Consider the following 12,828-nt stretch of genomic DNA (forward strand, 5'->3'; position numbering starts at 1 on the left):
ACCTGAACAACTCTGCCATTGAAGGCTGACTCGTAAAAAAGGAGTTTTTTCATGCGACAAAAACCAGGAGGCGTGCGCCCTTCACCGACGGCCGATACATCCACCGGTTCAACATCCCGTCCTTCACAACCCGATCGCTTGACAGATCTGGACTTCCATTTGCCAGGACGAATCAGACCGGACGGTTTGAACGAAACGCCTGGCACCGGCCCCAGCGCCTTTGACAATCACGGACAAGTGGATGCGAACATCACGGTCTCGCAGATGCGCGAGACGCAAGCTCCTCGACCTCGAACAACAGGCTTGCCACTGGAACTCTACTTGCAAAGCGTCGATCAGACCCTCGCCTGCAATGCGAACGGCCTGAGGGTTTATAAGGGTCGTCAGTTTGCCGACATCGCCAATGATGACGGCACCGCCGCAGGGCAAACGGTGATGGTGGCGTATCACGACCTGATGAAGGCCTGGCGCGCCAGGCTGCCGAGCGAGCGAGTGCCATCCGGACCGCCTCTTTATCGAGTCGCCGACACTGACTTGTGGAGCTTGAACAAGCTCGTCGAGGAGTACCCATCCGATCGTCGGGCCGGATCCTATTCCGCAGCTGTACCGGATGCGCAAGGCTATTACGCAGTACACGAATGGCAGGAAACGCCCCATCAAGGGCGGGTCACCTCGCGTTTGAATGTCGGCTTCGCCTTTCGGGACAAGCACGGCAGACTGATCAAAGCAGACCCGAGCGAGGCACGTCCGGACCCTTCCTTGCCTTTGCAGCTTGCGCACTGGACCGATGGCGAAATCTGGGATGCGTATAACCTGCGCGATGCACAAATCCATGCCTTTCGTACCGAAGCCCAAGCAAACGGCGGTCCGCCAGCGTGGGCAAGACGCAGGGATATCAAGGACCATCATAAATTCCTTCTGGACTCCATGAAGTGGTCCCACCCGGAGAAAACGCGCAGCGAATGTGCCGAGCTTTTACGCAGTTACAATCTGAGCGTCGCTCAGCAAAAACGCTTGCGTGCAGACATGGAAGACGGCTTCCCGGAGTGGGCCGGACAGCACAGACAAATGACACAAAACGGCCCGGACGAGAAAAGGTTCGAGCACATTGCGGAGGAACTGGGCCCGTTCAGTCTGAAGCTTAGAGAAGAAGGTGAAGGGGGTGAGAGCGATCTGCCTGACGTTAGTCAACGTTATGAAGAAAGCTTTCTGAACAGCTATCTCGAATATGCAGGCTACAAGCGCAACAAGCATGACTATCTTTATCGTACGGACATCCCTGCAATGTTCCGCGCCGATTTGCGTACCCCCTTTGAACTGGCGCGGGACAAGCGGTTGGTGAAGTTGCGGGGCAACCCTTCCGACACCACAACCAAACATGCTTTCAGCGCGACATTTTCTTTGGGTGACGGCGTCCATTATTTGAGTTTTGACTACTATTCCAACCCCCGCCACTACAACAGCCAGGCCAACCGCTATGCGGGGCATTTTTCCGACAGTGACTCATCCAGCGGAAATCGATTCAGTTCGGGTGAGGATTCGGATACATCATTTGAGATGGACAACTCGCGTGATTACCCATTGCTGCGGCGCAAACAGGCACTTGGCTTTATGTATGTCATCGACACTCGCAGCATCGAAGTGGTCCCGCGGGTGGAAAACATCTACCTGAATAACAGGGACTTTGAGGGGGATACCTACGAAGGGCGGATTTCCATGCCCACCCGGGGTATCAGCGCCGAAAGGATCTGGCTGGTGCGATCGGATCTGAGCCAGGCAGCGCGTGTCGAGGATGTGTTAAGGCAGGCAGGCGACAATGCGGATGCGATCGAAAAGGCAACCTGGGCAGGCACTGATGGTGAGGATATGTATTGGCATGGAAGCAATGCCTATGACCGATTGATAGATCAAATAGCCCAATCCGGTGGCGTCGTGTTAAAGCTGCCAAAAGGCGGGAAGACCTGTTCCAATGATGTGACCTGGCCTGTGGCCGAACACTACCGCCCATGAAAAAAGGCGCCATTCAATGAAAATGAATGGCGCCTTTCAGGAATTTGCAGCTGCAGGTTATTTGACGACTTTGATCACCAATCGTGCAGGTTTGCTGTTGAAGGCGTTATGCCCTGTGACATTGGGGTCTGTGTCCAGAAACAAACTCATGCCATCGCTCAACTGCCGATACAGCGGCTTGTCCTGCGGCTCGCTGTTCAACTCGATAAGTGCCGGACCGGAAGCGATATCGTTGAGGGAAGCCTTCGGCGCCCCATAGGTACTGATTGAAAAGTAATGCTGCGGGGCGCTGGTGCTTGCCAACAGGTTATGGGTCTTGTCCTCGATGAACATCTGCGCACCGTCAAACGCGCCCGGATGCACCAGGTGGACTGCGTAATAATCACCCTGAGGAACGAATTTCAACACCAGCGGGTCATCATCCTCATGGTCAGCCAGCGTAATGAAGCTGGATGTCCGCAGGCTCGTCAGTCCTACCTCAGCCTCCAGTTTTTCGCCCAGGGTTATCCGCTTGTCTCGCAACACCTGTTGCAGACGCTGTTGATTGAGAACGACCGGTCGACCATCCAGATAAAGATTTGCCGTGAAGCTCTTATTGTTTATTTTTGCCAAAGACATAGGGTTACCCACTGATAAACGCTCTGCCGTGACTCAACTGCATCGGCAGATAAATACTGAAAAGGGAAAAATCAAATAGCGGTCGCGGTCGCGATGGTTGCGGCTGTTGCCAACATCCGCGGTATATCGCCGTCAGGGATCTTTCCAGACTTGCGTTTACGTCGGGCTATTACCATGCGATCGGCATAATTCGCTGCCGCCTCGATTACGAGGCCGGCGTTATGATCAGTACCGGCATTTTTCAGAATATACTTGCCGGCAATATCGTCCCAGAACGCCCATTCATCTTCATATACAGTCATGCTTTCGTCCTTGTTCTTGTTCAAGTCATCCGCTTCCTGCGGACAACTTGAAACTAAGGCAAAGGCATGATCAGAACAATGCTGGCAAAAGCGATCAGTTGATTCAGAGTGCAACTAGGCAAACAACTCGCCCTGCAACTCATCGAGCAATGCCTGAATTGCATCCAGCCGTTGCTGAGGGTCGTCGAGTTGCAGCAGATCGATCTTGTCTTCTTCAGCGAAGGGCAACAGATAGGCAAGCTGATTGGCCAGCGCCTGTTGCCCGGCGGCTTCGGTGCCCATATCCAACGCTTCGACCATCGGGTGTTCGGCCAGCGCCTTGAGCAGCGCGACCAGGTCGGCGTCCTCGTCCTGTAACGGTTGCTCGGGCTCGTCGTCGAGCCATTCGACGTCGGCCAGAATCAGTTGGTCGCGCTGTACTTCGGTGCGCAACACGGTGAAACGCCGCCCGCCCTGGACACGAATGCCGAGCAGGCCGTTGTCCTGTTGCTGGAAATCGGTGATCCGCGCCTCGCAGCCGACCAGCGCAAAACCTTCCGGCGCGACGCCGACTTCGCTGCCCTCAAGGATGCACACCACACCGAAACCGACGCCCTGCTTCATGCAGCGGCCGATCATGTCGAGATAGCGCGCCTCGAAGATCTGCAAGTCGAGATTGCAGCCGGGGAACAGCACCGTGTTCAGCGGAAAAAGCGGCAGACTCATAGACATTTCCTTACACCACCATCGACACCGCCAACGGCAGGAACACCGCCGTGGCCACGCCCATCAGACTCATCGCCAGCGCGGCGAACGCGCCGCACTCATCGTTTTCCTGCATCGCCACCGCCGTGCCGACCGCATGCGCGGTCATGCCCAGCGCCATGCCGCGCGCTTCGGGGCTGTGCACGCCAAGGCGGGTCAGCAGCGCCGGGCCGAAGATCGCGCCGATCACTCCGGTGATCAGCACAAACACCGCTGCCAGCGCCGCCACGCCGCCGATCTGCTCGGCGACCAGCATGGCGATCGGCGAGGTCACCGATTTCGGCGCCATGGTCATCAGGATCATGTGATCGGCACCGAACCACCAGCCCAGCGCCACGCCCATGCCCGTTGCCACTACCCCGCCTATCACCAGCGTAGTAAAAATCGGCCAGAACAATTGGCGAATGCGCCGCAGATTCAAATACAGCGGCACCGCCAGCGCCACCGTGGCCGGACCGAGCAGGATGCTGAGGATCTCGGTGCTCTTGCGGTATTCCGCGTAGGTCAGGCCGCAGCCGACCAGCACACCGATCACCAACAACATGGAGACCAGCACCGGTTGCAGAAAGATCCAGCGGGTTTTCTCGAACGCCGCCAGCACCAGTTGATAGGCGCCAAGGGTGATGCCGATGCCGAACAGCGGATGATGAATCACCGACGCCCACGCGCCTTGCCAGTCAAACAGCATCAGGACTCCTCCGCCGGCGGCGCGTGACGTTTGACCAGCCGCTGCATGAGCACGCCGGCAAAGGCCATCGACAGGATCAGCGAGACCACCAGCGCGCCGACAATCGCCCAGAAATCCGCAGCAATCGCCGTGGCATACACCATCACGCCCACCGCCGGCGGCACCAGCAGCAACGGCAGATAACGCAGCAGACTGCCCGCTGCCTGATTCAACGGCTCGCCGACTTCACCGCGAATGATCAGGAACACCAGCAACAGCAGCAGCCCGATGATCGGCCCCGGCAATATCGGCAACAGCAAATGATTGAGCGCGGTGCCAAGCAATTGGAACAGCACCAGCAGGGTCAGGCCACGTAACAACATCCGACATCTCCGTCTTACATTTTCAGCCAGCAGGGGCTCGGCATTATAAGCATGCCGGCGCTATGGACCGGCATTCGCCAAAAGCATGGTCGGTTGACCTGAGCAAATCGCCATGATGATCTACAGTGGTTCGCAGGCCGGTCAAATCCGCCCCCTGAAAAACTATAAAACAGATGAACCCAAGGAGAGTCTCAATGCCCTATGTTCCCGTTGCAGAGCTCAAGGATTATGTCGGCAAGGAACTTGGACGTTCCGAATGGCTCACCATCGATCAGGAGCGCATCAACCTGTTCGCCGAAGCCACCGGTGATTTTCAGTTCATTCACGTCGATCCGGTCAAGGCCGCGCAAACGCCGTTTGGCAGCACGATCGCCCATGGTTTCCTGTCGCTGTCGCTGATGCCGAAACTGATGGAAGACATCCTCGTGCTGCCCGAAGGCGTGAAGATGGTCGTCAACTATGGCCTGGACAGTGTGCGTTTCATCCAGCCGGTCAAGGTCAACTCGAAAGTCCGACTGAAGGTCGACATGGTCGAAGTCACCGAGAAAAAACCCGGCCAGTGGCTGCTCAAGGCTACCGCGACACTGGAGATAGAAGGCTCGGACAAACCGGCCTACATCGCCGAACCGCTGTCACTCTGCTTCGTCTGATCATCCCGGATGCGAAGCAGCGCACGCTGTTTCGCGTCACGTCTGTATATATGCGACGCATAGCTGCGGCATACTCGGTCGCCTAATTGCCCGGATCCCGCTATGCGCTCAATCGCTCGACTTGCACCCCTTGCCCTGACCCTGATACTCACCGCTTGCGGCGACGGCGAATCGCTGTTGCCGCCGGATGCGCGCCTGCCCGATGGCGGTCGCTATCGCGGTGAACTGGTCGACGGCTTGCTGCAAGGTCAGGGCCGCGTCGACTATCCCAACGGCAGTTGGTACGCCGGAGAGTTCGATAAGGGTCAGTGGCACGGGCAGGGCGAATGGCATGGCAGCAACGGTGAGGTCTATCGCGGCCAGTTTCAGCAAGGTCTGTTCGATGGTCAGGGCAGCCTGAGCACCAACGCCAGCAGTTACACCGGTGGCTTCAAGCAGGGCCGGCGCGATGGCGAAGGTACGCTGAAAGAAAACGGCATGACCTATCGCGGCGAGTTCAAGGCTGACCAGTATTCCGGCCTCGGCCGCCTGGAAATGGATGACGGCAGCTCCTATCAAGGCCAGTTCGCCCACGGCAAACCCAACGGCGAAGGCCAGCGCGGCGATGCCAGCGGCAATTCGTTCACGGGTCATTTCGTCAACGGTCAACTGGAAGGCAACGGCACCTACAACAGCGCCGACGGCGATATCTACGTCGGCGGCTTCAAGAACAATCAACTGCACGGCAAGGGTCGCTACGAGAACGCCGACGGCGACGTCTGGCTCGGCCAGTTCAAGGAAGGCGCGCTGACCGGCAAGGGCGAACTGATCGGTGCTGATGGCAGCCATTACATCGGTGTGTTCAATGACTGGCGCTTCACCGGTCAGGGCCGCTTGAACCTGGCCGATGGCAGCTTCTACATTGGCGGCTTCGACAACGACAGCTATTCAGGACGCGGCACGCTGGTGCTGACCGATGGCAGCGTGCTCAGCGGCACCTGGATCAACGGCCAACGCGTGCGCGACGCCGACGGCAAGTTGCTGCCCGATACCCTCGAACTCGGTTTGCTCGCCCAAGGTCGGTTGCTGGATGACGCACTGGCGGCGATTCCCGCTTCGACTCCGGCAGTCGAGTTGTACACCCTGACCCTCGGTGGCGACGGCAAGCAAAGCGTGTTCCTGCGTGAATCCGATTACGTCGCCAACATGCTCAGTACGCGCTTTGGCGCCTTCGGCCAGATCCGCCTGGTCAATCATCGCGATCATCTCGGCGACCGGCCTATGGCCACTCGCGAAAACATGCGCCGCGCCGCGCAAGCCCTTGCCGAACGCAGCGGCCCGGAAGATCTGCTGTTCATTTATCTGACCAGCCACGGCACCGCCGAGCACGAACTGGTGCTCGATCAGCCGCGCATGGAACTGGCCGATCTACCCGCCGATGAACTCGCCGCCGTGCTCGCGCCGCTGAAGCATCGCGACAAGGTCATCGTGATTTCTTCGTGCTATTCCGGTGGTTTCATCCCGGCGCTGAAGGACGAACGCACGCTGATCATGACCGCCTCGCGCGCCGATCGGGTGTCGTTCGGTTGCTCGGAAGAAGCCAACTTCACTTACTTTGGCGACGCGCTGTTCGCCCAGGCGCTGAACCAGACTGATGATCTGGAACAGGCATTCAAACTGGCCAAGGCCACTGTTGCCGAACGCGAACTGGCCGACGGCTTCGAAGCCTCGGAGCCGCAGATCTGGGCGCCGAAAACCGTGCTGTCGCACTGGCAGCTGCTGCGAAAACAGCAGGCGCGCAAAGCTTTGCAAAGCAGCGCATTGAACGACGCGGCGAAAAAAGGCAACTAAGCTGAACAGTATCAAGGGAGAGACACTATGTACTTGACGCCTCAGCACGTATTGCTTGCCGGAGCCACCGGACTGACCGGTGAACATCTGCTCGACCGTTTGCTCAACGAGCCAACCATTACCCGTGTCCTCGCCCCTTCGCGCCGGCCGCTGGCTGAGCATCCGCATCTGGAAAACCCGGTCGGCGACCCGCAGGCGTTTCTGCCGCAGCTCAGTGGCCGGGTCGATATCGCCTACTGCTGCCTCGGCACCACGATCAAGCAGGCCGGCTCCGAAGAAGCCTTTCGCGCAGTCGATCTGGACATGGTCGTGGCGTTTGCCAAGCGCGCGCGGGAAATGGGCGCGCGGCACCTGATCGTGATCAGTGCGATTGGCGCCGATCCGAATTCCTCGGTGTTCTACAACCGGGTCAAGGGTGAAATGGAACAGGCCCTGCGCGCGCAGAACTGGCCGCAACTGACCATTTGCCGACCTTCGCTGTTGCTTGGCGAACGCACCGAGCCACGGCTGGTCGAGCAACTGGCCGGGCCGTTGTCGAAGCTGATTCCGGGCAAATACCACGGCATCGAAGCGTGCCAGTTGGCACGAGCAATGTGGCGCCTGGCGCTGGAAGAACAGGATGGCGTGCGGGTGATCGAGTCGGATGAGCTGCGCAAGTTAGGCAAATAACTCCGGGACTTTCAGAACCAAAAGATCGCAGCCTTCGGCAGCTCCCACAGAAGACCCCATTCCCCTGTAGGAGCTGCCGAAGGCTGCGATCTTTTGACCTTTACAATCCACCAGTCGCCTGGAATCCGATGCCAATCACAGTGAGCAACGACAACGGCAACAACAGCGTGTCGAGCAGCGCACTGGCCGGCAGGTCCACTCCCGGATAGCTCGGCGCCTCGGCACCGAACCGGTCCATCGCGCAGCAGCCGCCGTTCAACGCATACAAATCCAGCCGCGTCCCGGCATACACCACCGGTGCGCCGGGTTTTGCCGCATCCAGCGTGCGCGCGGTGGCGCACCCGCCCAGTTGCAGCGCCAGCACAAGCACCAGCAGCTTATTCATCGCTGCTCAGGTGATGCTCGCCCCAACGCGGCAGCATGTCCTGCGGGATGCCGAGCAGATTGAGAATCCGCGCCACAACGAAGTCGATCAGATCATCGATGGTCTGCGGCTGGTGATAGAAGCCCGGCGAGGCCGGCAAAATGGTCACGCCCAGATTCGACAACTTGAGCATGTGCTCCAGATGAATGCTCGAGTACGGCGCCTCACGCGGCACCAGAATCAACTGACGGCGCTCTTTCAGGGTGACGTCCGCCGCGCGCTCGATCAGGTTGTTGCAGGCGCCGGAGGCAATCGCCGACAGCGTGCCGGTCGAACACGGCACCACCACCATGGCTGCCGGCGCGCCGGAGCCGGAGGCTACCGGCGACATCCAGTCTTCCTTGCCGTACACGCGAATCTGCCCGGCAGCCGCGCCGGTGTATTCGGTCAGAAAGGCCTGCATCATCTGCGGTTTGTTCGGCAGGGACACGTCGGTCTCGGTGGCCATCACCAGTTGCGCGGCCTTGGAGATCAGGAAGTGCACTTCGCGATCCTCGCGCACCAGGCAATCGAGCAGGCGCAAGCCGTACTGCGCGCCCGAAGCACCGGTCATCGCCAGGGTGATGCGTTCCGGGCCGCCGGCCTGGGAAAAACTGTTCATTGCAGTGCCTCGGCAAGCTTGCCGTGCAGGCCGCCGAAGCCGCCGTTGCTCATGATCACCACGTGAGTGCCGGGCTGCGCCTGGCTCTTCACGCGCTCGATGATGCCTTCCAGCGAATCGCTGACAATCGACGGCACCGTGCACAATGCGGCGGTGGCGCCGAGATCCCAACCGAGGTTGGCCGGGGCATACCAGATCACTTGATCGGCATCGACCACACTGTCCGGCAAACCGTCACGGTGGGCGCCGAGCTTCATCGAGTTGGAGCGCGGCTCGATGATCGCAATCAATGGCGCGTCGCCGATGCGTTTGCGCAGACCGTCGAGGGTGGTAGCGATGGCGGTCGGGTGATGGGCGAAGTCGTCATAAATGGTGATGCCGCGCACCTCGGCGACTTTCTCCATGCGTCGTTTGACGTTCTTGAACGCGCTCAACCCGGCGATGCCCATCGACGGCACCACGCCAACATGACGCGCGGCGGCCAGAGCAGCCAGGGCGTTGGCGACGTTGTGTTGACCGGTCAATTCCCACTCGACGGTGCCTTGGGACACGCCTTCGAACATCACTTCGAACGCCGAACCGTCTTCGCTGAGCAGCTTGACCTGCCACTGACCGCCGGCGCCGGTGGTTTGCACCGGGGTCCAGCAACCCATCTCGATCACGCGCTGCAACGCTGGCTCGGTGGTCGGGTGGATGACCAGCCCTTCGCTCGGGATGGTGCGCACCAAGTGGTGAAACTGACGTTCGATCGCTGGCAGATCGGGGAAGATGTCGGCGTGATCGAATTCAAGGTTGTTCAGAATTGCGGTGCGTGGACGGTAGTGGACGAACTTCGAGCGCTTGTCGAAGAAGGCGCTGTCGTATTCGTCAGCCTCAATGACAAAGAACGGCGTACCGCCCAGGCGCGCCGATACCGAGAAATTCTGCGGCACGCCGCCAATCAGGAAACCCGGGCTCATGCCGGCATGTTCCAGCACCCAGGCGAGCATGCTGCTGGTGGTGGTCTTGCCGTGGGTACCGGCAACGGCCAGCACCCAGCGACCTTGCAGGACGTGATCGGCCAGCCACTGCGGACCGGAGACGTACGGCAGGCCTTTGTTCAGCACATATTCCACCGCCGGGTTGCCACGGGACATGGCATTGCCGATCACCACCAGATCCGGCGCCGGATCGAGCTGTGCCGGGTCATAACCCTGCGTCAGCTGAATGCCCTGTGCCTCGAGCTGCGTGCTCATCGGCGGATAGACGTTGGCGTCGGAGCCGGTGACGTGATGGCCCAGCTCTTTGGCCAACACCGCCATCGAGCCCATGAAAGTCCCGCAGATACCCAGAATATGAATGTGCATAGTCGACCTCGTAAAACATGGCCGCAGGTTAGCGTAGGGAGGGGGAAATGGCACTCTTTAGCTGAAGGATGGAGACGGGTTGGCGGCTACATCTACGCACGGCTTCAGACCGCAGCCCCTCACCCCAGCCCTCTCCCGGGGGAGAGGGAGCCGATCTCGGACACCTTCAAATCCTGAGTTCGGCTCGATATTTCAGGTCGGCGTAAATCGGCCCGGCTTTCGATCGCAGCCCCTCACCCGAGCCCTCTCCCCAGGGAGAGGGAGCCGATCTCGGACACCTTCAAATCCTGAGTTCGGCTCGATATTTCAGGTCGGCGTAAATCGCCAAAACACCTCGGTCAGTCCCCTCTCCCTCTGGGAGAGGGTTAGGGTGAGGGCTTTCAGCTGACACGCCGCTCAATTCCGTGTTTACGCAGTTTTCTATAAAGGGTGTTGCGGCTTACGCCCAGTTGCTGCGCTGTATGGGTCATATGCCAGCGCGTCTGCTCAAGCGCATTGAGTAATGCGACACGCTCGGCGTCATCCAATGGCTGCGCGGCAATCTGCGCCGCCACCACCGCCGGCCGCGCCTGCCGAATCATCACCGGCAAATCCTCAACCCCGACCCGCCCGCCATCACACAACGCCGCCAGCGTACGCAGGACATTGCGCAACTGCCGCACATTGCCCGGCCAGTTGAATGCGAGCAACGCCTGCCGCGCCGCTTCGTCGATCAGAATCGTTTCGCCTCCGGCCTCCTCGGCCAGGAGAAAATCCAGCAACTGCGATTTATCACTGCGCTCACGCAACGCCGGCAACGCCACTTCCAGCCCGTTCAAGCGGTAATACAGGTCCTCGCGAAAGCTGCCGTCCTCGACCCGCTCGAGCAGATTGCGGTGCGTCGCGCTGATGATGCGCACGTCCACCGCTTGCGGCTCGCCGCCAATCGGCACCACTTGCCGATCTTCCAGCACCCGCAGCAAACGCGTCTGCAACGCCAAGGGCATGTCGCCGATCTCGTCCAAGAACAAAGTGCCGCCATCGGCCTGTTGCAGCTTGCCGCGCATGCCGTCCTTGCGTGCGCCGGTGAAGCTGCCGCCGCGATAGCCGAACAGTTCGCTCTCGATCAGGCTTTCCGGAATGGCCGCGCAATTGAGCGCGACGAAAGCATTGCCGCAGCGCTGGCTGGCCTGGTGCACAGCCTTGGCGAACGCCTCTTTGCCCGAGCCGGTTTCGCCGTTGATCAACAGCGGCACGTCGCGCTCGAACACGCGCAGGGCTTTGCGAAATTCCGCCTGCAACGCTTCATCGCCGAGGCAGATGCCGGACAGGCGTGGCGCTGGAGCAGCGATTGGCGCTGGAACAATGGCTGTCGGCTTGCGCGATTCGCCGCGCAACACGGCAAACAGATGTCGACCATCGCGGGTGCGCAGTGGCCAACTGGCGCTGGCGTTGGCACTCGCGCGGCCAAGCAGGTCATCCAGCGAACAATCGAAAAACGCTTCCACCGGTTTACCGAGCAAACCACCGCGAATATGCCCGAGCAGGTTCAGCGCGCTCTGGTTGACTGCGCTGATCCGCCCTTCGCCGTCAAACGCCAGCAGCCCTTCGCTGAACAGGCCGACGGACTCGGCCTGCAGATGAAAACGCAGCAACCATTGGTTGTCGAAACAGCGCAGGAAGTAGCAGCTCTCGATCATCTTCGCCGACAGATTGACCAGCGCCATGGTGTGGAACTGGCTCTGCCGCGAGACGTCGGGCCGCGCCGAAGACACATCGAGTACCGCCAGCAATTCACCATGGGGATCGAACACCGGGCTCGCCGAACAGGTCAGCCCGGTATGGCGGCCGCGAAAATGCTCGTCCTGGTGAATGGTCAGCGCCTGACGCTCGACCAGGCAGGTGCCGATGCCGTTGGTGCCTTCGCAGGCTTCGCTCCAGTCAGCGCCGAGCCAGAGACCGGCGCGCTCGAAAATCTTCCGTTCGGCCGGTGCGGTCACGCAATTGAGGATCACCCCACGCGCGTCAGTCAGCAGCACCGCGTGGCCGGCGCCGGAGAGTTGCTGATGCAGGCTGCTCATCTCGGTGCCGGCGATTTGCAGCACTTGTTGCAGACGTTCGCGACTTTCCAGCACGCGGCCATGCTCGAGCACGGTTGGCGCCATGGTCACGGAAGGATCGAGGTGATAGTCCTCAAGGCAGCGCAGCCACGAACGGGCGATCGATGGATCGGCGCCGGGGCCATGCAGGTGCGGTTTGCCCTGGGTGACGGTGAGAACCTGGCGGGCATGGCGACTCAAATGGTTGTCGTGCATTTCTTATTGTTCTCCCCGAGAGGTCGACGCAATCCCGTGTAGGAGCTGCCGCAGGCTGCGATCTTTTGATCTTGATCTTGAAAAACAAAAGCAAAAGATCGCAGCCTGCGGCAGCTCCTACCGGATTTCTGTTGGCTGAGGATCCTCCAGCGGCTCCGGCATTGCAATGCTGGCAAGACCGTGCGGTCACGGGCTGTGTCGCAACCGGTACAAACTGTCACCCGTGCTGTACCGAAACCGTCACAGCGGCTCTCCATTCGTCCGAGACAAACCGGCCAAGCCCTTGATTT

Annotated in this window: 13 protein-coding genes; 4 read left to right on the top strand and 9 right to left on the bottom strand. The window is 59.9% G+C overall.

Annotation, left to right across the window (positions count from 1 at the left end):
- The first annotated feature begins 51 nt into the window (after positions 1-51).
- Positions 52-2,010 carry a hypothetical protein gene (locus ND528_RS23865; protein ID WP_263471358.1) on the top strand — a complete coding sequence of 653 codons (1,959 nt, stop codon included), beginning with the start codon at positions 52-54 and terminating at the stop codon, positions 2,008-2,010.
- Positions 2,011-2,067: 57 nt separating this feature from the next.
- Here ND528_RS23865 and ND528_RS23870 read toward each other — a convergent pair whose 3' ends face one another.
- From ND528_RS23870 to ND528_RS23890, 5 genes are all read right to left on the bottom strand, one after another.
- Complete coding sequence (locus ND528_RS23870; RefSeq protein WP_263471359.1) at positions 2,068-2,628, bottom strand: hypothetical protein; 561 nt, start codon at positions 2,626-2,628, stop codon at positions 2,068-2,070.
- Positions 2,629-2,699: 71 nt separating this feature from the next.
- The gene (locus ND528_RS23875) at positions 2,700-2,954 is read right to left on the bottom strand and encodes a hypothetical protein (RefSeq protein ID WP_130912119.1); all 255 of its coding nucleotides are present in this window, start codon (positions 2,952-2,954) and stop codon (positions 2,700-2,702) included.
- A gap of 90 nt (positions 2,955-3,044) precedes the next feature.
- The gene (locus ND528_RS23880) at positions 3,045-3,635 is read right to left on the bottom strand and encodes an LON peptidase substrate-binding domain-containing protein (protein ID WP_137215668.1); all 591 of its coding nucleotides are present in this window, start codon (positions 3,633-3,635) and stop codon (positions 3,045-3,047) included.
- 10 nt (positions 3,636-3,645) lie between these two features.
- Positions 3,646-4,362, bottom strand: coding sequence for an LrgB family protein (locus ND528_RS23885; RefSeq protein WP_016773013.1), 717 nt, complete (start codon positions 4,360-4,362; stop codon positions 3,646-3,648).
- Positions 4,362-4,724 carry a CidA/LrgA family protein gene (locus tag ND528_RS23890; RefSeq protein ID WP_016773012.1) on the bottom strand — a complete coding sequence of 121 codons (363 nt, stop codon included), beginning with the start codon at positions 4,722-4,724 and terminating at the stop codon, positions 4,362-4,364. Before ND528_RS23890 ends, ND528_RS23885 begins: the two co-directional genes overlap by 1 nt.
- Positions 4,725-4,918: 194 nt before the next feature.
- Between ND528_RS23890 and ND528_RS23895 the strand changes: the two genes are divergently transcribed.
- The 3 genes from ND528_RS23895 (at position 4,919) to ND528_RS23905 (ending at position 7,873) form a co-directional block, all read left to right on the top strand.
- A complete protein-coding gene (locus ND528_RS23895) occupies positions 4,919-5,374 on the top strand; it encodes a MaoC family dehydratase (protein WP_016773011.1) in 456 nt (151 codons plus the stop codon).
- Between the two features lie 102 nt (positions 5,375-5,476).
- Complete coding sequence (locus tag ND528_RS23900; protein WP_212617221.1) at positions 5,477-7,204, top strand: C13 family peptidase; 1,728 nt, start codon at positions 5,477-5,479, stop codon at positions 7,202-7,204.
- A 27-nt stretch (positions 7,205-7,231) separates the two neighbouring features.
- The gene (locus ND528_RS23905) at positions 7,232-7,873 is read left to right on the top strand and encodes an oxidoreductase (protein ID WP_016773010.1); all 642 of its coding nucleotides are present in this window, start codon (positions 7,232-7,234) and stop codon (positions 7,871-7,873) included.
- A gap of 100 nt (positions 7,874-7,973) precedes the next feature.
- Here the strand turns inward: ND528_RS23905 and ND528_RS23910 are convergent, their stop codons facing one another.
- The 4 genes from ND528_RS23910 to ND528_RS23925 form a co-directional block, all read right to left on the bottom strand.
- Positions 7,974-8,258 (bottom strand): YceK/YidQ family lipoprotein, encoded by a 285-nt coding sequence (locus tag ND528_RS23910; RefSeq protein ID WP_212617222.1) that lies wholly within the window; start codon positions 8,256-8,258, stop codon positions 7,974-7,976.
- Positions 8,251-8,898 carry a flavin prenyltransferase UbiX gene (gene ubiX, locus ND528_RS23915; protein WP_263471360.1) on the bottom strand — a complete coding sequence of 216 codons (648 nt, stop codon included), beginning with the start codon at positions 8,896-8,898 and terminating at the stop codon, positions 8,251-8,253. Before ubiX ends, ND528_RS23910 begins: the two co-directional genes overlap by 8 nt.
- The gene (gene mpl / locus ND528_RS23920; RefSeq protein WP_016773007.1) at positions 8,895-10,244 is read right to left on the bottom strand and encodes a UDP-N-acetylmuramate:L-alanyl-gamma-D-glutamyl-meso-diaminopimelate ligase; all 1,350 of its coding nucleotides are present in this window, start codon (positions 10,242-10,244) and stop codon (positions 8,895-8,897) included. Before mpl ends, ubiX begins: the two co-directional genes overlap by 4 nt.
- 380 nt (positions 10,245-10,624) lie before the next feature.
- Positions 10,625-12,538 carry a sigma-54-dependent Fis family transcriptional regulator gene (locus ND528_RS23925; protein WP_263471361.1) on the bottom strand — a complete coding sequence of 638 codons (1,914 nt, stop codon included), beginning with the start codon at positions 12,536-12,538 and terminating at the stop codon, positions 10,625-10,627.
- Positions 12,539-12,828 lie beyond the last annotated feature (290 nt).

This window comes from Pseudomonas mercuritolerans, assembly GCF_025706525.1.
GTDB lineage: Bacteria > Pseudomonadota > Gammaproteobacteria > Pseudomonadales > Pseudomonadaceae > Aquipseudomonas > Aquipseudomonas mercuritolerans.

Coding starts and splice junctions, on each gene's coding strand:
- ND528_RS23865 (WP_263471358.1), top strand. CDS start 52: ATGCGACAAAAACCAGGAGGCGTGCGCCCTTCACCGACGGCCGATACA.
- ND528_RS23870 (WP_263471359.1), bottom strand. CDS start 2,628: ATGTCTTTGGCAAAAATAAACAATAAGAGCTTCACGGCAAATCTTTAT.
- ND528_RS23880 (WP_137215668.1), bottom strand. CDS start 3,635: ATGAGTCTGCCGCTTTTTCCGCTGAACACGGTGCTGTTCCCCGGCTGC.
- ND528_RS23885 (WP_016773013.1), bottom strand. CDS start 4,362: ATGCTGTTTGACTGGCAAGGCGCGTGGGCGTCGGTGATTCATCATCCG.
- ND528_RS23890 (WP_016773012.1), bottom strand. CDS start 4,724: ATGTTGTTACGTGGCCTGACCCTGCTGGTGCTGTTCCAATTGCTTGGC.
- ND528_RS23895 (WP_016773011.1), top strand. CDS start 4,919: ATGCCCTATGTTCCCGTTGCAGAGCTCAAGGATTATGTCGGCAAGGAA.
- ND528_RS23900 (WP_212617221.1), top strand. CDS start 5,477: ATGCGCTCAATCGCTCGACTTGCACCCCTTGCCCTGACCCTGATACTC.
- ND528_RS23905 (WP_016773010.1), top strand. CDS start 7,232: ATGTACTTGACGCCTCAGCACGTATTGCTTGCCGGAGCCACCGGACTG.
- ND528_RS23910 (WP_212617222.1), bottom strand. CDS start 8,258: ATGAATAAGCTGCTGGTGCTTGTGCTGGCGCTGCAACTGGGCGGGTGC.
- ubiX (WP_263471360.1), bottom strand. CDS start 8,898: ATGAACAGTTTTTCCCAGGCCGGCGGCCCGGAACGCATCACCCTGGCG.
- mpl (WP_016773007.1), bottom strand. CDS start 10,244: ATGCACATTCATATTCTGGGTATCTGCGGGACTTTCATGGGCTCGATG.
- ND528_RS23925 (WP_263471361.1), bottom strand. CDS start 12,538: ATGCACGACAACCATTTGAGTCGCCATGCCCGCCAGGTTCTCACCGTC.